Origin of the sequence: Kocuria rosea (assembly GCF_006094695.1) — a bacterium.
GTDB lineage: Bacteria > Actinomycetota > Actinomycetes > Actinomycetales > Micrococcaceae > Kocuria > Kocuria rosea.
Map to the genome: position 1 here is coordinate 2731171 of NZ_CP035103.1, position 22126 is coordinate 2753296.

Genomic DNA, 22126 nt, shown 5'->3' on the forward strand with positions numbered 1-22126 from the left:
AAAGCAGAGGCATGGGTGGTGGGCGACGGACTTCCATGGCCACTGGCTGATGGGATAGTCGTCGGCCCTGCTGTCAACGACGGGGTGCTTTCTCGTCATGGTCGCAACACCTGACCGAAAGTTAGGCCATGACAGGACCAGTGAGGGGCCATGATCGCCGCGTGGGACGGCGTCCGATGTCGGCCAAGAGGGAGCAGTTCCTGAAGATGGTCGGGCAGGGCTGGTCCGTGGCCGCTGCGGCCCGTGAACTGGGGATCAGTCGCAGCTCGGCGAACAACTGGAAGAGCGGCTACCGGGTGGCCCGCACCGACGGCACCGTGGTCGTTTTCGAGGCACTGACCCCGACCCCACAGCCGATCTCCGCCAGGTTCCTCTCGCAGGAGGAGCGGCTGGTGATCGCCGACGAATTCCGGGCGGGCGCCAGTCTCCGCGCGATTGCCGCGCTGCTGGGCCGGGTCCCCTCAACGATCTCCCGCGAAGTGCGCCGCAATCGCGGCGGACTCACCGCCTACCGACCCTTCACCGCCGAGCAGCTCGCCCGGCAACGCCGGCGGCGCCACCATCGGCTTAAGATCGAGGCCGACCCACAGCTGGGCTCGTGGGTCGCCGCGCGGCTGGCGGAGTACTGGAGTCCGTCGCAGATCGCCCGGGCCCTGCCGGCTACCTTTCCGGGCCAGCAAGATCGCCATCTGGCGCACCAGACGATCTACCGCGCCGTGTACCGCCACCGGCTCCCGCCGCTGGCGCGGGGACCGCGATCCTGCCTGCGGACCGGACGCACGTACCGGAAGGCCCATGGGACTGCCCCGGGACGGTCCTATAGATCGTCAAGGGCTGTGAGGTCGTGTCGGAGATCGTTGTAGACCTCGCGGGCAATGAAGCGCTTGAGGCAACGCAGTATGTCCTTCTTCGACAGGCCTTCGGCGAGTCGGCGGGCGGCGTAGTCACGAGTTCGTTGGTCGTAGCGCAGACGACACACAGCGATCAGGTGCAGAGCGCGGTTGGCCTGGCGATCCCCACCGCGGTGCAGGCGCATCCGGTGGGTCTTGCCCGAGGAGACCGGAATCGGGGCGACCCCGCACAGCCGCGCGAAGGCTGCCTCCGAGGTCAGCCGGTCGATGTTCTGTCCGGCGGTGACCAGCAGTTGCGAGGCGTGGATGGTGCCGATCCCGAGCCTGCTGGTCAGGGTCGGAGCAGCGTGGCGAACCAAAGCACCGAGGTGGTCGTCGATCTCGGTGATCTCGGCCTCGAGCTCGTCCACCCGCCGGGCCAGTGTGCGCAGGGCCAGCTTCGCGGCCTGGGCCGGCTCCGCCAGGCGGGAGGCGTCGGGGCGAAGCCTGGCGCACTGGGTGGCCATGCTGCGCCCGGAGGTGGCGGTGATCTGCTCACGCAGTTCGGCCGGTGCGGTGATGAGTACGTCCTGGAGTTGAACGAGGGCGGTCGTGCGGGCTCGTACGGCTGATTCGCGGGCGATGCGCAGCAGCCGGATCGACTCGATCACCCCGGTGGTGGTCTTCGGGCGGGTGGAGGCTTCCCCGGAGAGTGCTTTGCGGGCGGCGGCTTCGGCGTCGATCGCGTCGTCCTTGCCGCGGCGCGCTCGGGTGTGCGGGTGGGGCTGGTTGACCTCGATGACTTCGGTGCCGTGCTCTTGGAGGAACCGGGTGAGTCCGGCGGCGTAGGAGCCGGTCGATTCGATCCCGACCCGATCGAGGCGCCCAAAGCCGGTCATCCAGTCCAGCAGGCAGCGATAACCGGCCGTGGTAGCCGGGAATCCTTGATCGGCCAATCTCACGCCGCGGTCGTCCAGGACCACCGCGTGATGGGTGTCTTTGTGCGCGTCGATACCGCCGATGATGGTTGGTTGCGTCGACGTCAGTGAAGCAGTCATTCTGGAACGGTCTCCTTGAGTTGGATGACCGAACCGGGCCGGGCGGACACAACAGTGACGGGGCACCGTGTTTTGCGAGACAGGGTCCTATGAAGTCACGTCCCCGCCCGGTCCGGCCATGCCCGGCAGGACGAGCGATTCGACCGAGCCGACCCGTCTCGGGCAGGACAGCACCCCGCAGGGTCGCGTCAGTTTCATTGCAAGTCAGACTCCGCCGAACCGCTCAGTACCATCTCCACTGTTTCCTTGACTCCTGACTTGTGAGGATCTGTCCTCACGGTAAGGATGATCCCGTGCCCAAGCCCTACCCCGAAGAGTTCCGCCGCGACGTGGTGGCGGTGGCCCGTAAGCACGAGGCCCCGCTGTCCCAGATCGCCCGCGACTTCGGGATCTCAGAAGCCACCCTGCACAACTGGTTGCGCAAGACCGACGTCGACGATGGGGTCCGTCCGGGTGTAACCAGCGCCGAGGCCGAGGAGCTCAAAGCCCTGAAGCGGCGCAACCGGCTGACCGAGCAGGAGAACGAGATCCTGCGCCGGGCCGCGGCGTTCTTCGCCCGGGAACTGCCCCCAAAATGAGGTTTCCGCTGGTCCTCGACCTGGCCGCCGATGGGATTCCCGTCGCGGTGACCTGCCGGACTCTGGGCTTCTCCAAGCAAGCCTTCTACCAGTGGCGCGCCCACCCGGTCACCAATCGCAATTGGGATGACGCGCACCTGGTCGACGCCGCCATGACCATCCACGCCGACGACCCGGCCTTCGGCTACAGGTTCATCTCCGACGAACCACCCGACCACGGCATCCATGCCGGGGAGAACCGGGTGCAGCGGCTGTGCTCGGCCCATGGGCTCTTCAGGGTCCACTCCAAGAAGCGCGGGTTCAACCGCAAACCCGGTCCACCGGTGCACGACGACCTGGTGGAGCGCGACTTCACCGCCACCGCCGCGAACCAGCTGTGGCTCACGGATCTGACGGAGCATCGCACCGATGAGGGCAAGCTCTACCTCTGCGCGATCAAGGGCGTCTACTCCAACCGGATCGTCGGGTACTCCATCGACTTCCGGATGAAGGCATCCTTGGCGGTCACGGCCCTGCGGAGCGCGGTGGCCCGCCGCGGGACGGTGGCCGGTTGCGTGGTCCACAGCGACCGCGGCAGTCAATTTCGAGCCCGGAAATTTGTGCACGAGCTGGCCCGTCACGACTTGGTCGGGTCGATGGGCAGGGTCGGGGCGTGCGCGGACAACGCCGCCATGGAATCGTTCTTCGCCCTGCTCCAGAAGAACGTCCTGGATCGGCAGCGCTGGTCCACCCGGGAGGACCTGCGGCTGGCGATCGTGACCTGGATCGAAAAGTCCTACCACCGGCGGCGCCGGCAACGCCGTCTGGGTTGCCTCACACCGGTCGAGTTTGAGACCATCAATCACGGACTCAAAGCAGCCTGAAACCTATCAACCCCGAGAGTCAACGGAAGTCGGGGCAGTCCCGAACATGTTCCTGCACTTCATCGTTCGAGAAGAAGGGCTCTCGCGATCTGAATAGGACAGAGCACGTGAAGAACCCGTCCCCACAGGGCTGACCTACTTCTCCTCAGAGGAGAAAAAACCCATGATGAAGACGTCCTTGTTGCATCGACCCTGAGAAACCGCCAGCTCTAACTGTGCGCGATCAAGGACGTCTTCTCCGGGCGGATCGTGGGCTACTCCATCGACTCGCGAATGAAGTCCAGCCTGGCGGTGCAGGCACTGCACAACGCGGTCGCGCGCCGCGGAGATGTGGCCGGCTGCATCGTCCACTCGGATAGGGGCAGTCAATTTCGTTCACGGAAATTCGGCCACGCCCTGAACCGGCACGGACTGGTCGGCTCGATGGGCAAGGTCGGTGCGGCCGGGGACAACGCCGCGATGGAGAGCTTCTTCGCCCTGCTGCAGAAGAACGTCCTCGACCGGCGCTCCTGGGCGACCCGGGACGAGTTGAGGATCGCCATCGTCACCTGGACCGAGCGGACCTACCACCGACGCCGGCGGCAGGCTCGTCTGGAGCGGTTGACCCCCATCGAGTACGAGACCATGATGAAGCCCGCCGTGACCCTCGCGGCATGAGACCCCACCTGTCACCTATCGGTGCGGCAGTCCCCATCGACGCACCCGGGCCAAGAACCTCATGCCCCACAACAGCTAGCCACCACGACTGGAAACCAGACTGCAGGTCAGGTCAGGGTGTTACCTATCGGTGCATCAGTCCCCTCCGCCGTACCTCTCTCGGCATGAAACCCCAACAGTCACCTATCAGTGCGGAAGTACCAAGCATCCGACAACCAACCGGCGTCAATTGTCGCACCCTCATACGTAACTTGTTGCGCCGAGATAGAGGAGATTACGGCACCGTCAGACCCATCCGTGGTGATGCAGGCTCTTCTCGGGGGAAATTCCATCCCTAAACAAAAGCAAGGCGTAAACAAATATTAGAGTCATGGTTAGAAGTTTCACGACAATCCGCGCAGAAGCTATCCCGACGCCGCGCGCAGCCTCGAGTAATTCGGGGTGTAGAACGCTGACCATGACGTAACTCGTCGCTATGGCCATAAATGGCAACGATAGGGCAAACATCCTCCAGGACGCTGAGCGGGCGGCAAGGGAGCTCGTACGATGACAAGCAACGATTAAGGCACCCAGCACAAGACCTACCCCACCCCATAACAGCAGACCGCCGAACTCTTGTGCACCTAGCTCAGTGAGTCGATGGTCTAAACGGCGAAGATCAAGAAGTCGACCCACACGCTCATGCACCCGAAAGAGGTCATCAGTCACCATGACGGTGAATACTATCCCCCAAGCCGTCAACACGCGCGCTCCCTGCGACCGCAAAGACAGAACTATTAGGACAACCGCGGCCCCTCCCAATTGCAGGTGCCCGAATATTTCGGCCAGCGATCCATCTTGCCCACCATCCCACATTCGAGCGTGATGGAACAAGTGAACAGGAGTAACTCCGCCCTCCCGGACGGCCCAATAGTGGTGGAATATATGAGCTCCGAGCAGTACGCCGTCCATCACGAAACACAGGGCGCTCGCAACCACCACGTGCCACGTCTTCATCGCGATGGTCTGTGTTTCCCATACATTCTAACCGTACCCCACCCACTCACAGGCCGAACTGACGTCGTACCCATGATCCGCCGATGCGGTTCCGAATACTTTTCGATCACGTGGCGAACCGGCGTGCAGCATGATCCAAGTTGGCCAGAACTGGCACCAATCTGTCGGCAGACCTGCTTTTGACAGGTTCAGACACGACGACATGCTTTAATTCGAAGCACTGGCGCAACGCATGGTTAACTCGATCCCCGTCACGTTGATCGATGAAGGACCCATTTACCCCGTCTCGAACCAGACCGTCCGGATCTGACTCACGTGTAATGGCGACAGGCAAGGCGCAGGCCAGAGCTTCTAGAAGTGCCGTAGGAGAGCCTTCGTAGTAGGAAGTCATCAGGAAAACCCGACTGCGTCGTAGCACGGAGGCCACCTGCTCGTGAGGCAACGCCCCCAAGAGTCGCACATTGCCCAAACCAGAAACGGTGACATGCCGTTGAAGTTCTTTCATGAGTGGACCGTCACCGATGATCGTAAACACCCAATCCTGCCCATTCTTCCAAGCCTCCTCGGCCGCCGACATCACCAGCCATGGATCTTTACCGTGGTCCAAACGACCAACCCATACGATTTCTTTAATATCCTTCAGAGCCCCTTCAGGCGAAGGACAAAATAGTCTTGGGTCGAACCAGGTTTCGGCAATGGTGAGGGAGGACGCCAGCTTGGCAAGTCGCGGTGCGTCTTCTTTGTTAAAAATTGCCACGGACATTGCGCGCCCGACAGCTCTGCGTTCCACGCGTCGGTGCAACCAGGGAAGATGTTTCCACATGGAATCGGATTTGGGGCCTAGCAATCCCCGAGAGTTACTGTGCACGTACTGTACGTAAGGTTGCCGCAAGAAAAGACTTACGAAGCACCCGGTCTCCACCCTGTGCACATGAATCGTGCTCCTACCAATACGGCGCCTGTACCGGATCAGTCCAGTGACAAAGCGCAGAGAATGTGGGATCCGGAAACCGGCTGGCTTTTGAATTCGATCAAAAAGGGCGACCGGCATGAAGCGCACCATGCGACCCTCCACGTCGACATTTGTCCACATCCCGATTCTGAGATCAGGCTTATCCGTTACTCCCACAATTGAAAACTGGATAGAATTATCATGCGAAATAAAGTCGCGCACTACATTATCGATACCACCAGGCGCCCATGAAGTCGGGTCCAGATGCTCGACTATGGTGATGTTCCGCATTTCATGCACGGCCGAGCCAACCCCTGACAGCAATTTTATTCTTCAATTCAAACAGCCCTTCGCGCAGGACAATTGCCAAAAAAGTATAGTTACCAAACAAATATCGCCGCCACAATCGTCGGGGCTCTGTGGCGAGGCGGAAAACCCACTCAGAACCAGTAAGGCGGAACACTCGCGGCGCCTCCTTAACAGTGCCAGAAAAAAAGTCGAAAGCAGCGCCGACTCCAATGCACACCGTTTGGGTTTGCTCAGCCAGAACAGAAGAGGTTATGTCTTGCTTGGGAGTGCCTAACCCAATCCAAACAATACTAGCTCCGGATGCCCTAATTCTTTCAGTGCATTCATCAAAAAGGGTTTTATTCGCTGGCGCGATAGGTGGGGCATACCACCCTGCTACCCTCAGGCCGGGGAATTGTTGCTTCATTTTTTCCATCATCCGGAGCATCGATTCATCCGTACCCCCGATGAAGTAGTGAGAAATTTCTGAGTTTTCGCTTTTTTCCAAGCTGGACACAAAAAAGGATGGGCCGCGCACTCGCTGCGGCAGTGTTGAACCCTTTAGCGCTGCCCGCAGAAACATTATTAGCCACACGGGGGTGCCATCCGGCAGATTTAGTCCGTGACCGAGCATCACTTCTTGGTAGGCCCGATCCTTGCTTGCCAACGCGACGCAATATGAATTTGCGAGGCGAACTGGGACTCCAGTGGCGGGAGGCCGTTCTGCAATATTTAAACAAAATTCGACAGCATTTTCAAATTTCGTGACCGAAAAAGGCACTCCTCCGACCCGCTCCGTCGGGACCTTGAATATCCCATCGTGGCCCATTTCCGCCCCTTCTTACTTTGCGACAGTGCACATAGAGAGAACTCCAGGCCATACGATCTCCCCCATGGCATGACGTTTACATGACTCAAGACCTACTTAGTAAGTTGCCAAGCGCCAAATGAGGTGCCCTGCGGTCCCATGCCCGCGGTCCATGTGGTGACCGTAGTCTGCCGTCCGATGCCTCTACTGTTTTGGTCATGACCGCCCAAAGGCGGCCAGACACATTACGTTTATGAAGATCGGCAGGACTTTCCTGGTTGGGATCGTCTACGTCCGGCTTGGCAAAGTCTCAGAATTGTATCGCCGCCTGTCAGCGGGTCAGGGAAGCTGCCTTGTCCCCACATGTGCGGGTTCTCATCCTGTGCGCGGGATGCGATGCAGGGCGTAGCGTGAGTTGAGCCCTCCGATCTCCGAGGCGCCCGCCCGGCATAAGCACGACCGGAGGGCATGCACGTCGCTCATGGTGACGTCGCTGTCCGAGCCCTCCAGAGATCTCACGCTTACGAAGATGGTCAGGTTCTTCAATCCAGTTCAAGTGTTCGGAGTTTGACACACCATGAAGAAGGCTTTCATCACCGGGATCACCGGTCAGGACGGCTCCTACCTGGCGGAGCTGCTGCTCGCCAAGGGCTACGAGGTCCACGGGCTGATCCGTCGCGCCTCAACCTTCAACACCCACCGGATCGACCACCTCTACACCGACCCGCACGAGACCGACGCGAAGCTGTTCCTGCACTACGGCGACCTCTCCGACGGCTCCCGCCTGGTCACGCTGATGGCGCAGATCCGCCCCGACGAGGTCTACAACCTCGCCGCCCAGTCCCACGTGAAGGTCTCCTTCGAAGAGCCCGAGCACACCGGGGACACCACTGGGCTGGGCACCGTGCGCCTGCTCGAGGCGATGCGCCTGGCCAACGTGGACGCCCGCTACTACCAGGCCTCCACCAGTGAGCTCTACGGCGCCACCCCGCCCCCGCAGCACGAGGACACCCCCTTCTACCCCCGCTCCCCCTACGGGGCGGCGAAGATCTACTCCTACTGGATCACCAAGAACTACCGCGAGGCCTACGACATGTACGCCGTCAACGGGATCCTCTTCAACCACGAGTCCCCCCGCCGCGGCGAGACCTTCGTGACCCGCAAGATCACCCGGGCCGTGGCCGCGATCAAGGCCGGCACCCAGGACAAGCTCTACATGGGCAACCTCCAGGCCATCCGCGACTGGGGCTACGCCGCCGAGTACGTCGAGGGCATGTGGCGGATGCTCCAGGCCGACGAGCCCGAGGACTTCGTGCTCGCCACCGGCCACCCGTGCACGGTCCGGGAGTTCCTCGAGATCTCCTTCGACCACGCCGGGCTGGACTGGCGCGAGCACGTCGAGTTCGACGAGCGCTACCTGCGACCCACCGAAGTCGACGCCCTCATCGGCGACCCCGCCAAGGCCAAGGACAAGCTCGGCTGGGAAGCCACCGTCAAAGCCCCCGAACTCGCCAAGCTCATGGTCGACGCCGACATCGCCCTGCTCGCCAACGACGCCTGGATCGACACCGTCGACCTCGCCTCCTGGACCAAATGACCCGGGAAGCGACAGGAAAAGCACCCATGACACAGACACCCACCACCACGGCCCCCGCCGATACCACCACCGGGTTCGTCCCAGGCCCGCTGGATCGCACCGCCCCGTTCTACGTGGCCGGCCACCGCGGCCTGGTCGGCTCCGCGATCTGGCGCCGGCTCCAGTCCGAAGGCTTCACCGACCTCATCGGCCGCACCTCCGCCGAGCTGGACCTGAAGGACCGCGACGCCGTGTTCGCCTTCTTCGCGCACACCAAGCCCCGCTACGTGGTGCTGGCCGCGGCGAAGGTCGGCGGGATCCTCGCCAACAACACCTACCCCGTGGACTTCCTCTCGGAGAACCTGCGGATCCAGGTCAACGTCCTCGACGCCGCCCTGGCCCACGGAGTGGAGCGCGTCCTGTTCCTGGGGTCCTCCTGCATCTACCCGAAGCTGGCCCCGCAGCCGCTGAAGGAGGAGTACCTGCTCACCGGGCACCTGGAGCCCACCAACGACGCCTACGCGATCGCCAAGATCGCCGGCATCCTGCAGATCCAGGCCGTGCGCCGCCAGTACGGGCTGCCATGGATCTCCGCGATGCCCACCAACCTCTACGGGCCCGGGGACAACTTCTCCCCCACCGGCTCCCACGTCCTGCCGGCCATGATCCGCCGCTACGAGGAAGCTCGGATTTCGGGCGCCGAGTCGGTGACCAACTGGGGCACCGGCTCCCCGCTGCGGGAGTTCCTGCACGTCGACGACATGGCCGAGGCCTGCCTGCACCTGCTCGAGCACTACGACGGCCCCGAGCACGTCAACGTGGGCACCGGCACCGACGTCACCATCAAGGAGCTCGCCGGACTCGTCGCCGAGGCCGTGGGCTACGAAGGGCGCATCGAGTGGGACACCACCAAGCCCGACGGCACCCCGCGCAAGCTCATGGACGTCACCAAACTCGCCAACGCCGGCTGGACCGCCCGCATCCCGCTGCAGGAGGGACTCCGGTCCACGGTCGACTGGTACCGAGAGCACCAGGACGGCATCCGCGAATAACGCTCGTCCTGATCTCCAGAGCTCATGTCGGAGGCCGTGGCGGCATTCCGGAAGTATCACCCCGACGAGAACGCGCTGCTGCGTCACCGTCATAGTCCGCAGATCTTTCGCGGCACTTTTGGCCCGGAAAGAGTGGCGTCCACCACCGCCGGACAATCACTGCGACAGCACTGCTGAGTCGGACGAGGGCAAATGTGGCGGACACTACATCATCGAGAATGGAACCTTTGCTGCGCTTCGAGCAGCCCGTTCTCGACAAGGTGCTCCACCGCGTCGGCGGCATCGTCGAGCAGGAAGGGCAGCTCCTTGCCCTCGGTGGAGGAGAACGGCTTGAGCACGTAGGAGGCGGCGTCCATCCGGCCCGGGGGGCGGCCCACGCCCACGCGCACGCGGTAGTAGTCCTTGGTGGACAGGGCCTTGGACATGTCCCTCAGGCCGTTGTGCCCGCCCTCTCCTCCGCCGATCTTCAGTTTGACGGCGGCGAAGGGGATGTCGATCTCGTCGTGCACGGCGATGACCCGTTCAGCGGGGATGCCGTAGAACTTGGCGAGGCCGGCCACGGGCCCGCCGGAGGTGTTCATGTAGGTCATGGGTTTGGCCAGGACCACGCGCGGCCCGCCCGGGCGCAGGCGGGACTCCAGGACCTGGGCGCGAGTCTTGTGCACCTTGAAGGTCCCGCCGAGCCGGGAGGCGAGCTCGTCGAGGACCATCTGCCCCACGTTGTGCCGGGTCCGGGCGTACTCGGGGCCGGGGTTGCCCAGTCCCACGACCAGCCATGCGTCGGACATCGGTGCCTCCATCGAAGTGGTGAAGAGAGCGGTCATGCGAAGTGCGGGGCGGCTCGCAAGCCGCCCCGCACTTCGAGGATCACGTGGATCAGGTGAGCGGTGAGGCTCAGGCCTCGTTCTCGGCGACGACGTCGCCCTCGGGGGCCTCGGTCTCGCCCTCGGTGTCACCGAGGTCCTGGGCCTGGGGCTCGGAGACGTTGATGACCAGCAGCTCCGGGTCGGAGACCATGGTCACGCCCTCGGGCAGGCGGACGTCGGCGGCGTAGACGTGGTCGCCCACGCCGTGGCCGTCGAGGTTGATGGTGACGGAGTCGGGCACGTTCAAGGCGTCGGCCTCGACGGTGAGGGTGTTCTCCTCGACGTTGTGCACGGCGGTCGGGTCGACCTCGCCGATGACGTGGACGGGGATCTCGACCTCAACCTTCTCGCCGCGGCGCACGGCGAGCAGGTCGATGTGCAGGATCTCCGGGCGAGTCGCGTGGCGCTGGATGTCCTTGACCATGACCAGCTGGGTGCTGCCCTCGACGTCGAGCTCGAGCACGGCGTTGGAGTGGCGCACGGCGAGCATGGTCTCGTGGCCGGGGATGATCACGTGCTGCGGCTCGGCGCCGTGGCCGTAGACGACCGCGGGGATCTGGTCGTTGTTGCGGATGCGGCGGGCGTAGCCCTTGCCGAAGTCGCTGCGCGTGGTGGCCGGGATGCGGATGGTGTCAGCCATGGGAACTCCTCGAAGTCGGGTCTGTCGTCTGAATGGCCAGGCGATACCGGCCGCAGACCCTCCCCAGTCGTCTGAACTCCGGGCGACGCGCCTTGCGGGGCGCCGCACCGGGGGGGCGGGAACGTTCAACCAGCCGTCGTCGATCACGGGACCCGCAGGGGTCCCCTCGCCTTGGCAACCGCACAAGGCTAGCACGGGACTGGCACGGGCTGCATTGAGGGACATCACCCCTAGTCATCACGATAGTAAATTCACACAAGGCCATTATTGGACAAAAGTAAGCATCGGCCAGACGTTCACCTTAGAGTCGGTACCGCGGCTTCCACGGCCCGTCGGATTACCCCGGCGGGCCGGACGGATCCGGTCGATGGGGGTCGGCCGGCTGGTACGGTCCGTGCGCTGAACGATCAGGCATCCAAGGCAAAGACAAGCCCTTAGAGAGGGCCATGTCGCCCTGCCCACCGCCAGGAGGTTCCAGCACGCACGGTTTCGTCCACCGCAGTGGGGAAAGGACGACAACTGTGCTCAAACAGACCGACATGTCGCGGTCCGCCTCGTGGCAGGACAACTACGTGCGCACCGTGCGGACGACGGACGCCACGGCCCTGGCGTTGACCGTGGCCGCTGCTCAGCTCATCCGTTTCGGGTTCGAGAGCGGGACTCTGTTCGTCCGAGGGTGGGGATTGCCATATTGGGGTGTCGGTGTCCTTCTCGGCCTGGCCTGGTGGGCATGGCTGGATTTGCGCGGCACTCGGGACATCCGGCTTGTCGGACAGGGCATCGAGGAATCGAAGGAACTGGTCAACGCAACGCTGGTCCTGTTCGGCGCCATCGCCATTGTCTCCTACGCGCTGAATCTCTCCACTGCACGGGGCTACGTGATCGTGGCACTCCCCCTGGGCATGGGTCTGTTGCTTCTGGGCCGTGGTCGGATTCGGCGGCAGCTGACCCTTCAGCGGTATGCCGGCGTGGCGACTTCTCGGACGATGGTCGTGGGCCGTCCGCCGGGGGTCCTCGAGACCGTCAAGTCCCTGCGAAAGCACCCCGGAGCCGGATTCGACCCCGTGGCCGTGTATGCACCGGCCTCCTCCCGGCCGCTGCCGGTCTCTCTGGCCGCGATGGAACAGCCACCGAACCTGTTGCCCGACGGCCAGTCCCCGGAAGTGCTCAGCCTGTTGGAAGCCTGCCGAGACCGGCAGATCGAGGTACTGGTGCTGTGCGCAAGCGCTCCCTTCAGTCCCGAGGAGATCCGGCACCTGAGCTGGTACCTGGCCGACGAGCGGATCCGGCTGGTCCTCGACACCGGCCTGACGGACATCGCAGGACCTCGGATCCACACCCAGCACGTGGCCGGCCTGCCGCTGATCCACGTCTCCACGCCGAAGATGACCCGCGCCCGCCTTCTGCTGAAACGCACGGTGGATGTCGTCGGTGCCGGTGGGGCCCTGCTCGTGCTCTCGCCCGTCATGTTGGTCCTGTCCCTCATCGTCAAGGCCCATGACGGCGGACCAGCTTTCTTCACCCAGGAGCGAGTCGGACTGGACGGCTCCCACTTCAAGATGCTCAAGTTCCGCTCCATGTACACCGACGCGGAAGAGCGCAGGCACGCACTTCTCGCGGCCAACGAGGGAGCAGGCGGGGTGCTCTTCAAGATGAAGGACGACCCGCGGGTCACGGCTCCAGGGCGGTGGATGCGCAAGTACAGCCTTGATGAACTGCCGCAGCTGATGAATGTGCTCGCTGGCCAGATGTCGCTGGTCGGCCCCCGTCCGCCATTGGCGAGCGAGGTCGAGAGGTACGAGGACCATGTGCACCGCCGGCTCCGGGTCAAGCCCGGGATCACCGGACTGTGGCAGGTGTCCGGTCGCTCGAATCTCGACTGGGACCAGGCCGTGCGACTCGACCTCTACTACGTGGAGAACTGGTCCCCGGTGCAGGACCTGGTCATCCTGCTGCGCACCGTCAAGGCCGTGTTGGCTCGCGAAGGTGCCTATTGACCGGACGCGCCGCGGTTGCGGGGAGTCAGCCGTCCGACCGCGAGCGGGTCTCACCGCGGCTCTGCGAGCGTGCACCACCTGGTCCCGAGCCAAGGTCAACGACTGCCGGACGGCCGCAGCGTCCGCCCCCTGACCGGAGACGGCCTCATCGTCCGGCCGACGCGCCCGTTCCCCCGCGGGCGACCTTGATGGCCAGCAGGTAGGCCAGGACCCACGGCTCGACGAGGTACCGGTGGCCCAGCCGCCGCGGCTGAGTGACCACCCGGTAGGCCCACTCCAGCCCGATGGGCCCGAGCCAGCGCGGCGGCGGCTTCTGGATGCCGGCGTACTCGTCGATCCCGCCGCCGACGGCCGCGTAGATCGCCGTGGGCAGCTCTTCCCAGCGCCGGCTCAGGAACTCCTCCTGCAACGGCATGCCCAGGCCCAAGATCACGAAGTCCGGCCGGAACTCCTGGAGGGACCGGACGATGTGGTCCTCGAGCACGGGGTTCCAGCCCTCCCCCGGCCAGCCCTCGATCCGCCCGTCGGGGCGTCCCGCCGGAGCAGGTCCACCGTGCGGGCGTTGCCGGCGGGGGTCGCGCCGACGACGGCGACGCGCCGCACCGGGGTGCGTCCCATCAGGCCGGGCAGCCAGTCCAGGGTGCCGAGGCGGTGCCGCTTGGCGCTGAGGTCGCGCCCGGATCGCCACTTGGCCAGCTTCAGGACGGGGAAGCCGTCCGTCAGCACCACGTCGGCCTTCTCGTAGAAGGCGCGGAACGTCGGGTTGACCTCCCACGTGTAGAGACTGTGCAGGTTGTGGGCCAGGACGGCGGCCTTGCGCCGCTCCTGCCACGTGGCCGAGATCCACCGGTGCAGCTCCTCGGCGTCCATCGGCGTCACGCGGACACCGCTGACCGGGATCTCGATCGGGTCCGTGCTCCGGTCACGGGACTGGTGCTTCAACATGCGAACTCCCCCTGTGCTGCGCCTCTGCGGCGCTTCGCTCCCCCGCCGGGACCCGGGGACCGGGCCGGCTGCTGAGCAGGGAGCACCGCCCATGGTGCGGCGGGATCCCCCCGGATCCCGCCGGCGGACCGGCACCCCTGCAGCGCACGTCTCGCGGCCACCAGCCCTGGGGACCGGCGAACATGCGCTTGCATTTACGCTAGCAAAGAGAGTGGAGCATCCACCCCTCGGGACTGTCCCCTGTTAAGCACCTGTTTACATCGATGTGCACTTGTAAAGTCATCGATGGGGGCCGGAACCACGCCGGGGGGCGTAGGAGGAGTGTTCCGGCCCCCGCACACTCGGGGGGAGTGACCAACGTGCTCAAGAAGAACATGTCCGTGCGACCTGCCGCCTGGCGGGAAACTCACATCAGACGTCTGCGCCAGGTGGACACGGCGGCACTGGCCGCCACGCTCGTGCTGACGCAGCTGCTGCGCTTCGGCCTCGACCAGGAGGCCCTGGAGCTCGGCCGGCTCACCGTGCCGTACTGGCTGGTGGGTGCTGTGCTCGGCGCGGCCTGGTGGGGCTGGCTGGAACTGCGGGGCGCCCGCGACGTGCGCCTGATCGGCTACGCCGTGGAGGAGAACCGGCAGGTGGTCTCCGCCACGCTGGTGCTCTTCGGCACCCTGGCGATCCTGTCCTACGTGCTGAACGTGCCGATGGCCCGCAGCTACGTGGTGATCGCCCTGCCGCTGGGCACGCTCCTGCTGCTGGCGGGGCGCGGCCTGGTGCGGCGCGGACTGACCCGCCACCGGCTGGCCGGCGAGGCGATGTCCCGGACCCTGGTGGTCGGGCGCGTACCGGGGGTCGTGGAGATGCTCCAGTCCCTGCAGCAGAACCCTGCCGCGGGCTTCGACCCGGTGGCGGTCTACGCGCCGTCGTCGTCCCGGGTCCTGCCGCACCACCTGGCCCGGGTGCCGATGCCCCAGAACATGCTGCCGGCCGGGGAGGCGCCCAGTGTGGAGGGGATCGTGGCCGCGTGCCGGGCCCACCGGATCGAGACCCTGGTGATGGCCGCGAGCGCGCCGCTGAGCTCGGAGGAGGTCCGGCACCTGTCCTGGTACCTGGCCGACGAGCGCATCCGCCTGGTCCTCGACACCGGGCTCACCGACATCGCCGGCCCGCGCATCCACACCCAGCAGATGGCCGGACTGCCCCTGATCCACGTCTCCACCCCGCGGCTGAGCCGCTCCCGGCGGATGCTCAAGCGGCTGGTCGACATCGTCGGCGCCGTGACGGCCTTGGTGGCCCTGTCCCCCGTCATGCTCGTGCTCGCCGCGATCGTCAAGGCCCACGACGGCGGGCCCGTGCTCTTCGCCCAGGAGCGCACCGGCCTCGACGGGACGACCTTCAGGATGCTGAAGTTCCGCTCTATGTACACCGACGCCGAGGAGCGCAAGGCCGAGCTCATGGCCGCCAACGACGCCAAGGGCGGGGTGCTGTTCTTCATGGAGAACGACCCCCGGGTCACCACGCCGGGGCGGTGGATGCGCAAGTACAGCCTCGACGAGCTGCCGCAGTTCCTCAACGTCCTCAAGGGCGAGATGTCCCTGGTGGGCCCGCGCCCGCCGCTGCCCTCGGAGGTCGCCCAGTACGAGGAGCACGTCCACCGCCGGCTGCGGGTCAAGCCCGGCATCACCGGGCTGTGGCAGGTCTCGGGCCGGGACGACCTGGACTGGGAGCAGGCCGTGCGCCTGGACCTCTACTACGTGGAGAACTGGTCCCCGGTCCAGGACTTCGTGATCCTGCTGCGCACCGTCAAGGCCGTGGTCGCCAAGGAAGGCGCGCACTGACGCGCCTTCCTCCGCCGGGCCGGCTCATCGGCCGGCTCGCCCGGTCGGCACCGCGAGACCACGCCGGGAGAGCAGGTGCTGCTGTCCGTACATCACCGCGACCAGCGCGAGGAGCCCCGGCAGATAGGTGTCGTCCGCCCACGGGGCCTGCACCCCGGTGATCGTCGCCCCGGAGCTCATCACCGCCGCGCCGGCCAGCAGCCCAGCCACGGCGGGCAGGACCACCGTGCGCAGCGCGATGCGCCAGCCGCGCCGCACGCCGGTGGCCACGCTGAAGACGGCGTAGAGCACCGCGAAGAGTCCCAGCACCGCCGGTGCCGTCGGCACGCCGAGGCCCTCGAGTACGAACAGCGCGAGCACCAGTCCTACCGGCACAGCGACCACCGCCCACCACGGCGGGCCGCCGAAGAAGTCGCGAGAACCGGTGGCGGGACGGGACATAAAAACACCTCGGGGAGTTCGACGACGGAACAGCGGCTACTCCACCGTAGCCACACCGGAGTCCCCTGCCCCACCGACGAAAGTCTGAGTTCGGGCACCGTCGGCGACCGGGACCGCCTCGCGCGCTGAGGCCATCGGCAGCATCAGGGTGAACACGGCCCCCTCCCCCAGCGTGCTGTGGCAGGTCAGGGTTCCGCGGTGCTGCTCGATGATGGCCTTGCTCAGGGCCAGCCCGATGCCCAGCCCGGGGTGGTGCTCATCCGGGCCGTGGCGCCGCGGTAGAACTTCTCGAACACCCGGCGGACCTCCTCCGGGGACATCCCGTGGCCGTGGCCGATCACCTGCACCTGGGCGGAGTCGCCCGACTGGGTGCCCAGCACGAACACCGTGCTGTTCGGGGGCGAGTACTTGATGGCGTGGGAGATGAGGTTGTCCAGGACCTGGCGCAGGCGCACGGGGTCGCAGCCGACCACCAGGGTGTCCGGCGCCCAGGCCTTCACGGTGATCCCCGCCCGCTCGGTGTGGGGCTGAGCGGCCTCGGCGGACTGCTCGGGCAGCGCCACGAGGTCCGCGGGGACGACGTGCAGGTCGGCGGCATCCCGGTGGGAGTTCAGGAGGTCGTCGACCAGGCTCAGCGGCTGGTCGGTGTTGCGCTCGATGGTCTGCCCGGGGAGGCGCCGGCCCTCGGTCATGGACTCGAGCACGGCCTCGAGACCGGGGTCGTGGCCGGAGGGCAGCTGGTAGGAGAACAGGCGGGCCCACTCCACTGTCCCGGCGGGAGTGGAGGTGGTGAGGATGCTGAGGATGCTGAGGATGCTGAGGATGCTGAGGGTCACGGTCATCGTGGGGTTCCTTCCAGGACGCTGCGTGGACCGACGGAGACACCTGCCCACTCCCAGCTTCCGTGAGCTGAGTAAGAGGGGCATGTCCCGCACCTGCCAGCTTCCAGCGCCTTCGCACGTCCTGCGGTGGGATGTCGCCCCGGCGGGCCATTGGCTACCGTGAGAGGTGGACACCAGGAGAAGAGGTGGACGGATGACCGATTACCCGCACTTGCAGACCACCGTGCTGGACGCGACGGACGTCCGGGCGCTGGCCGAGTTCTACAGGAAGCTGCTGGGCCTGCAGTACCTGCCCCGGGATGAGCCTCCGACGGACGGATCTGCCGACAACGACCGGTGGCTGGTCCTCACGGACGCCCACGGAGCACGGAAGCTGACGTTCCAGGCGGTCCCCGTCCTGCCCCGGGTGACGTGGCCCGACGCCTCCGGTGTGGCGCAACAGCTGCACCTGGACCTGTCCGTCCCGGACCGGGAATCGCTCGAGATCCAGCGGCAACGGGCCCTCGAACTGGGCGCCGAACAGCTGCTCGATCGCGCAGACGACCCGGAGGAATCGTTTTACGTGTTCGCCGATCCCGCAGGGCACCCGTTCTGCATCTTGGTCGCGTAGGCGCGTACAGGACTCCACCGCGTCACCCGGGCCGCGCCGCCACCCGGCGCACCACCGGGGCCTCGAGTACGTAGCCCTCGGCGAGCGTTCCTCCGATGGTGTGCACCAGATCGGGTCGACGCCTTGCTCCGGCGAACAGGGCGGTGCGTGTGGCCCTTGACACACTCCGGAAACACCGCCTGGACAATGGTCTACGCCGAACCACTCTCCGCATAGGAACCAGAGGCTGACAATAGACTTTTGTCCGGTCCGATGGGGACCATGTGGGGACAAGAAACGGCCCCCACTAGGGCCGTTGCCCCGATACGCTCGGAGGACCCGAAGATCCGTACCCCTCGACGGACAAGAGAGAATCCGATGCGCACCTCCCCCCTTGCCACTGACATCCAGCACTACCTGGAGTCCTGCTCCCCCGCGGGTCTCACCCTCCTGGAGCTCGACATCGTCGAGGACGTCGCCGAGCTCACCCTGGCCTTCACCCCCGAGGCCCTCGACCGCGTGCTGCGCACCCAGCTGCGCACCGCCGGCACCCCGAGCGACTGGGACTGCCCGAAGGCGTCCATGGAGGTCGGCACCCCCACCTGGGCCTACGCCCTGGAACTGGCCGACCTCTTCAACGACCACTACTTCGGCCACGTGGTCCTCGAGCGCCACGAGGGCGCCCTGGGAGAGATCCTCGCCGCCCACGGCCACGAGGGCACCCCCGTGGTGATCCGCCCGGCCTATGCCCCCAGCTGCCTGGCCCTGAACCTCCGCCGCCTCAAGGCTGAGCACCTTCGCACCGCCGGCCACACCGCGCCGGAGGCCCGCGCCGCCTGAGCGACCCCAAGCCGATGCCACGGTCCCCCGATCAGGGGACATGAAGCAGCACCCTCGGCCACAGGGCGAACTTCCCCGCCGGAGGACATGACCCCCGTCACCACTAGGCACAATGCGGTTCCGCGGAATCCCGGAAGCCTAAGTGCGAACGTAAACATCCGAAGTCATATAGGCACTTGCATCCATTTGCGGCCCTAAACTTGTCCCCAAGTGTGTTGTACCGCGGCGACCGTCGTTCCTCCCACGGGCTGGGAGCGGACACCCCAGACGGCGCCGCGTTGATCGGGGAGGGAACAACTGTGCTCAAAGTCGATGAGATGAACCGGGCGGACGTCGCGCAGCGACCGCGCCCGGACACCACCCGTACGCCGGCATCCCGCGCCGACTGGCGCGCGAAGTACCTCACCCGCATGCGCTGGTCGGACGGCCTGGCGCTGCTGGTCGCCATGGCCGGCACGCAACTGGTCCGCTTCCAGCTGGAGAACGCCGGACTGCCGCTCGGCGACGGCTACTCGGTCCCCTACTGGATCGTCGGCGGGCTCCTCGCCGTGGTCTGGTGGATCCACCTGGGCCTGCGCGGCGCCCGCGACGTCCGGCTCATCGGCTACGGCCTCGAGGAGACCCGACAGGTGGTCAACACCACCCTGGTGCTGTTCAGTGCCGTGGCCATCGTCTCCTTCGCCTTCAACATCCCCACAGCTCGCAGCTACGTCCTGATCGCCCTGCCGCTGGGCATCGGCCTCCTGATCCTGGGGCGCTTCATCGTGCGGGACCGACTCGTGAAGGACCGAGTCCGCGGCGAGTCCGTCTCCCGGACCATGGTGGTCGGCCGCATCGGCAGCGTGTCCGAGCTCGTGACGTCCCTGCGGAAAAACCCGGCGACCGGCTTCGACACCGCGGTGGTCTACACGCCGTCGACTCTCAAGCCCCTGCCGCTCGAGGTCCAGCGGGTGCAGCTGCCGCCCAACGCTCTGCCCCGGGGCGAGCGCCCCTCGGTGGAGGGCATCATCGAGGCCTGCCGGGAGCACGGCATCCAGACGGTGGTGCTGTCCTCCAACGTGCCGCTCACCACGCGGGAGATCCGCCAGCTGAGCTGGTTGCTCACGGACGAGCGCATCCGCCTGGTCATGGACACCGGGCTCACGGACATCGCCGGCCCCCGCATCCACATGCAGCAGGTGGCCGGCCTGCCCCTCATCCACGTGGCCACTCCGAGGATGAGCCGCGGCGCGGCATTGATCAAGCGCTCCATGGACGTCCTCGGCTCCGCCGCGGCACTGGCGGCCCTCTCCCCCGTGATCGCGCTCCTCGCCCTCATCATCAAGAAGCACGACGGCGGACCGGTCTTCTACGCGCACGAGCGCATCGGCGTGGACGGCAAGCGCTTCAAGGTGCTGAAGTTCCGCACCATGCGCACCGACGCCGCGCAGATGCTGCCGCAGCTCCTCGCGGAGTCCGGCGGCAAGGCCCTGCTCTTCAAGGTCAAGAACGACCCCCGCATCACCAAGCCGGGCCACTGGATGCGGCGCTTCAGCCTCGACGAGCTCCCCCAATTCGTGAACGTCCTCCGCGGCGACATGTCCCTGGTGGGCCCCCGCCCCCAGATCCAGGCAGAGGTGGACGAGTACGACAAGTACATGCACCGCCGGCTGCGCGTGAAACCCGGCATCACCGGTCTGTGGCAGGTCTCCGGCCGCAACAACCTGGATGTGGAGCAGTCGGTCCGCCTGGACCAGTACTACGTGGAGAACTGGTCGCCGCTGCTGGACACACTGATCCTGGCGCGCACTTTCAAGGCGGTAGTAGCCAAAGAAGGTGCGTATTAGCATTACAGTCGTGCAAGCAGATGGATAAGTCGCACGATTGAAATAGGGCACCAAAAACATTGCGGAAGACCGGGGATTCCGACCTACAACCAAGCTTCTTGATCAATTACATGACTTTCCGCAACGAGAGTGGACGCCTCAATTTGAAACTCGCCAATTCCGCCGCAAATGGCGCATTTGTAATGCTATTCGGGCAGTGGTCCAAATTTACGGTCCAAATAGCAGGAACTGCAATACTTGCCAGAATCTTGTCACCAGGGGATTTCGGTTTAGTGGCCATGGTAACTGCCATCATAGGCATAGCTGCCATTCTATCCGACTTTGGCCTCTCCCTCGCAGCTCTTCGCGACCCTGACATGTCGCATGAAGACAAGTCGAATCTCTTTTGGGTCAATCTCATTATAGGATTGCTCGCCTCGGCTATCATCGCCTTAACTGCTGGCCCCATAAGCGACTTCTACGGAAGGCCAGAGCTAAAAACCATAGTTCTCGCGCTAAGCGCAACGTTCCTGCTCCAGTCCGCGGCGGGACAATTCCGTGCCGAGCTTTCACGATCACTCCGGTTCTCGCGAATTGTAGCAATCGATGTTCTGGCGCAGCTAGGTGCCACTGCCACAGCCGTTACCCTCGCCCTTACGGGGATGGGCTACTGGGCACTTGTAGTCCAGCAAGTAACCATAATAGTGTTGCAAGTAATGGGCCTTGCTACACTCTCCGGCTGGTTGCCTCAGAAACCGCGAAATTTGTGGGGAACAGGCAAGCACTTTATTTTTGGTTCCAAGGCCTCTGCTACTCAAATAATCAATTACGTATCCTCCAATGCCGACACCGTGGCACTGGGAGCAATGTGGGGTGCCTCTACCACCGGAATCTATAACCAGGCATATCAATTTTTTAAAGTGCCGATAAGTCAGCTCGCATCGCCCTTGACCAACGTGATGATTCCTGTCTTATCCCGCGTAAATGATCAGCAAATGCTGAAGTACCTAAAGCACCTGCAATCGATGCTGATTTACGCCATCGGTGGCGTATTCTTGATACTAGCCTCCGTGGCGCCACCTCTAATGCTCATTATTCTTGGCCCAGGATGGGAGGGTGTGGCCCCGGTCCTCCAGATTCTAGCCATCGGCGGAATTTTTCAAACGCTGGGATACATATATTACTGGTTTTTTATAGTTAAGGACCTAGTTGGCCGTCAACTCATTTTTGGCGGACTGGCAAGACTTATTATGGTTGCAATGATAATCGCTTTTTCGCCATGGGGGGCGAACGGTGTCGCCTGGGCGGTCACCGCAGGACTCGCCATCAATTGGACACTCCTGACTCTTTTTGTCGTCCCGCGCAGCGGACTACGACGACGATTTTTCCTATCGAATTCTGCCCGACCAATAACCATTCTACTTGGAGGACTTGCCGGCGCCATTGCAGTGGGCCATTACCTTCCAAGAAGTTTAAACGAGTTTGAAACCATTTCGGTCCTATTGGTTTTCTGGATTCTCTATCTTGGAACACTCTTCATTATTGTACGACCATTTAGGCAAGACATAGCACAAATACGAATTGTAGTGAACATGGCCAAGAAGCGCCCACCCCAAAAGATTAGGTGATTCATTGAGTACGATACATGGCACCAATGTGGTGCATTGG

Annotated in this window: 19 protein-coding genes and 2 pseudogenes; 11 read left to right on the forward strand and 10 right to left on the reverse strand. The window is 64.5% G+C overall.

Annotation, left to right across the window (positions count from 1 at the left end):
• Positions 1 to 128 precede the first annotated feature (128 nt).
• A pseudogene (locus tag EQG70_RS12525) lies at positions 129 to 797 on the forward strand (transposase); the annotation flags it as partial.
• Between the two features lie 20 nt (positions 798 to 817).
• Here the strand turns inward: EQG70_RS12525 and EQG70_RS12530 are convergent.
• The gene (locus tag EQG70_RS12530) at positions 818 to 1888 is read right to left on the reverse strand and encodes an IS110 family RNA-guided transposase (protein WP_109269470.1); all 1071 of its coding nucleotides are present in this window, start codon (positions 1886 to 1888) and stop codon (positions 818 to 820) included.
• Between the two features lie 293 nt (positions 1889 to 2181).
• Here EQG70_RS12530 and EQG70_RS12535 point away from each other — a divergent pair.
• Both EQG70_RS12535 and EQG70_RS12540 read left to right on the forward strand, forming a co-directional pair.
• A protein-coding gene (locus tag EQG70_RS12535; protein WP_109269471.1) for an IS3 family transposase occupies positions 2182 to 3329 on the forward strand; the annotation gives its coding sequence in 2 pieces (ribosomal slippage) (positions 2182 to 2455 and positions 2455 to 3329; 1149 coding nt in all).
• Between the two features lie 213 nt (positions 3330 to 3542).
• A pseudogene (locus EQG70_RS12540) lies at positions 3543 to 3986 on the forward strand (transposase); the annotation flags it as partial.
• Positions 3987 to 5088: 1102 nt separating this feature from the next.
• On the opposite strand, the gene EQG70_RS18150 reads toward EQG70_RS12540, so the two are convergent.
• Together EQG70_RS18150 and EQG70_RS12550 are read right to left on the reverse strand one after the other, a co-directional pair.
• Positions 5089 to 5739: a glycosyltransferase gene (locus EQG70_RS18150; RefSeq protein ID WP_167508891.1), complete on the reverse strand. Its 651-nt coding sequence runs from the start codon at positions 5737 to 5739 to the stop codon at positions 5089 to 5091.
• 487 nt (positions 5740 to 6226) lie between these two features.
• The gene (locus tag EQG70_RS12550; RefSeq protein WP_167508892.1) at positions 6227 to 7003 is read right to left on the reverse strand and encodes a WecB/TagA/CpsF family glycosyltransferase; all 777 of its coding nucleotides are present in this window, start codon (positions 7001 to 7003) and stop codon (positions 6227 to 6229) included.
• A 604-nt stretch (positions 7004 to 7607) separates the two neighbouring features.
• Here EQG70_RS12550 and gmd point away from each other — a divergent pair.
• Together gmd and EQG70_RS12560 are read left to right on the forward strand one after the other, a co-directional pair.
• A complete protein-coding gene (gmd, locus tag EQG70_RS12555; protein WP_109269474.1) occupies positions 7608 to 8627 on the forward strand; it encodes a GDP-mannose 4,6-dehydratase in 1020 nt (339 codons plus the stop codon).
• A 26-nt stretch (positions 8628 to 8653) separates the two neighbouring features.
• Positions 8654 to 9658 (forward strand): GDP-L-fucose synthase family protein, encoded by a 1005-nt coding sequence (locus EQG70_RS12560; RefSeq protein WP_109269475.1) that lies wholly within the window; start codon positions 8654 to 8656, stop codon positions 9656 to 9658.
• Positions 9659 to 9867: 209 nt separating this feature from the next.
• Here the strand turns inward: EQG70_RS12560 and pth are convergent, their stop codons facing one another.
• Both pth and EQG70_RS12570 read right to left on the reverse strand, forming a co-directional pair.
• A complete protein-coding gene (gene pth, locus EQG70_RS12565) occupies positions 9868 to 10446 on the reverse strand; it encodes an aminoacyl-tRNA hydrolase (protein WP_109269476.1) in 579 nt (192 codons plus the stop codon).
• A 106-nt stretch (positions 10447 to 10552) separates the two neighbouring features.
• Positions 10553 to 11164 carry a 50S ribosomal protein L25/general stress protein Ctc gene (locus tag EQG70_RS12570; RefSeq protein ID WP_109269477.1) on the reverse strand — a complete coding sequence of 204 codons (612 nt, stop codon included), beginning with the start codon at positions 11162 to 11164 and terminating at the stop codon, positions 10553 to 10555.
• 521 nt (positions 11165 to 11685) lie between these two features.
• On the opposite strand from EQG70_RS12570, the gene EQG70_RS12575 reads away from it, so the two are divergent.
• On the forward strand, positions 11686 to 13161 hold the full coding sequence (locus EQG70_RS12575; protein ID WP_244296554.1) for a sugar transferase: 1476 nt from the start codon (positions 11686 to 11688) through the stop codon (positions 13159 to 13161).
• A 145-nt stretch (positions 13162 to 13306) separates the two neighbouring features.
• Here EQG70_RS12575 and EQG70_RS18155 read toward each other — a convergent pair whose 3' ends face one another.
• Positions 13307 to 13645 carry a WecB/TagA/CpsF family glycosyltransferase gene (locus EQG70_RS18155; RefSeq protein WP_167508893.1) on the reverse strand — a complete coding sequence of 113 codons (339 nt, stop codon included), beginning with the start codon at positions 13643 to 13645 and terminating at the stop codon, positions 13307 to 13309.
• Complete coding sequence (locus EQG70_RS18160) at positions 13591 to 14106, reverse strand: WecB/TagA/CpsF family glycosyltransferase (protein WP_167508894.1); 516 nt, start codon at positions 14104 to 14106, stop codon at positions 13591 to 13593. The genes EQG70_RS18155 and EQG70_RS18160 overlap by 55 nt, the downstream gene beginning before the upstream one ends.
• Positions 14107 to 14456: 350 nt before the next feature.
• Here EQG70_RS18160 and EQG70_RS12585 point away from each other — a divergent pair, with 350 nt between their 5' ends.
• Positions 14457 to 15941 carry a sugar transferase gene (locus EQG70_RS12585; RefSeq protein ID WP_109269480.1) on the forward strand — a complete coding sequence of 495 codons (1485 nt, stop codon included), beginning with the start codon at positions 14457 to 14459 and terminating at the stop codon, positions 15939 to 15941.
• Positions 15942 to 15965: 24 nt separating this feature from the next.
• Here EQG70_RS12585 and EQG70_RS12590 read toward each other — a convergent pair whose 3' ends face one another.
• From EQG70_RS12590 to EQG70_RS12595, 3 genes are read right to left on the reverse strand one after another with little or no spacing between them, the layout of a single operon-like run.
• Complete coding sequence (locus EQG70_RS12590; RefSeq protein ID WP_109269481.1) at positions 15966 to 16382, reverse strand: hypothetical protein; 417 nt, start codon at positions 16380 to 16382, stop codon at positions 15966 to 15968.
• A gap of 36 nt (positions 16383 to 16418) precedes the next feature.
• Positions 16419 to 16625 carry an ATP-binding protein gene (locus tag EQG70_RS18920; protein WP_368731352.1) on the reverse strand — a complete coding sequence of 69 codons (207 nt, stop codon included), beginning with the start codon at positions 16623 to 16625 and terminating at the stop codon, positions 16419 to 16421.
• Positions 16604 to 17224, reverse strand: a complete 621-nt coding sequence (locus tag EQG70_RS12595) for a sensor histidine kinase (RefSeq protein WP_167508895.1) — start codon at positions 17222 to 17224, stop codon at positions 16604 to 16606. The genes EQG70_RS18920 and EQG70_RS12595 overlap by 22 nt, the downstream gene beginning before the upstream one ends.
• 193 nt (positions 17225 to 17417) lie before the next feature.
• Here EQG70_RS12595 and EQG70_RS12600 point away from each other — a divergent pair, with 193 nt between their 5' ends.
• From EQG70_RS12600 to EQG70_RS12615, 4 genes are all read left to right on the forward strand, one after another.
• Complete coding sequence (locus EQG70_RS12600; RefSeq protein ID WP_109243337.1) at positions 17418 to 17834, forward strand: VOC family protein; 417 nt, start codon at positions 17418 to 17420, stop codon at positions 17832 to 17834.
• A gap of 357 nt (positions 17835 to 18191) precedes the next feature.
• Positions 18192 to 18653, forward strand: coding sequence for a hypothetical protein (locus tag EQG70_RS12605; RefSeq protein ID WP_109269483.1), 462 nt, complete (start codon positions 18192 to 18194; stop codon positions 18651 to 18653).
• Positions 18654 to 18952: 299 nt separating this feature from the next.
• Positions 18953 to 20479, forward strand: a complete 1527-nt coding sequence (locus EQG70_RS12610; RefSeq protein ID WP_244296556.1) for a sugar transferase — start codon at positions 18953 to 18955, stop codon at positions 20477 to 20479.
• A gap of 110 nt (positions 20480 to 20589) precedes the next feature.
• Positions 20590 to 22086: a lipopolysaccharide biosynthesis protein gene (locus EQG70_RS12615; RefSeq protein WP_109269485.1), complete on the forward strand. Its 1497-nt coding sequence runs from the start codon at positions 20590 to 20592 to the stop codon at positions 22084 to 22086.
• The last annotated feature ends 40 nt before the right edge of the window (positions 22087 to 22126 follow it).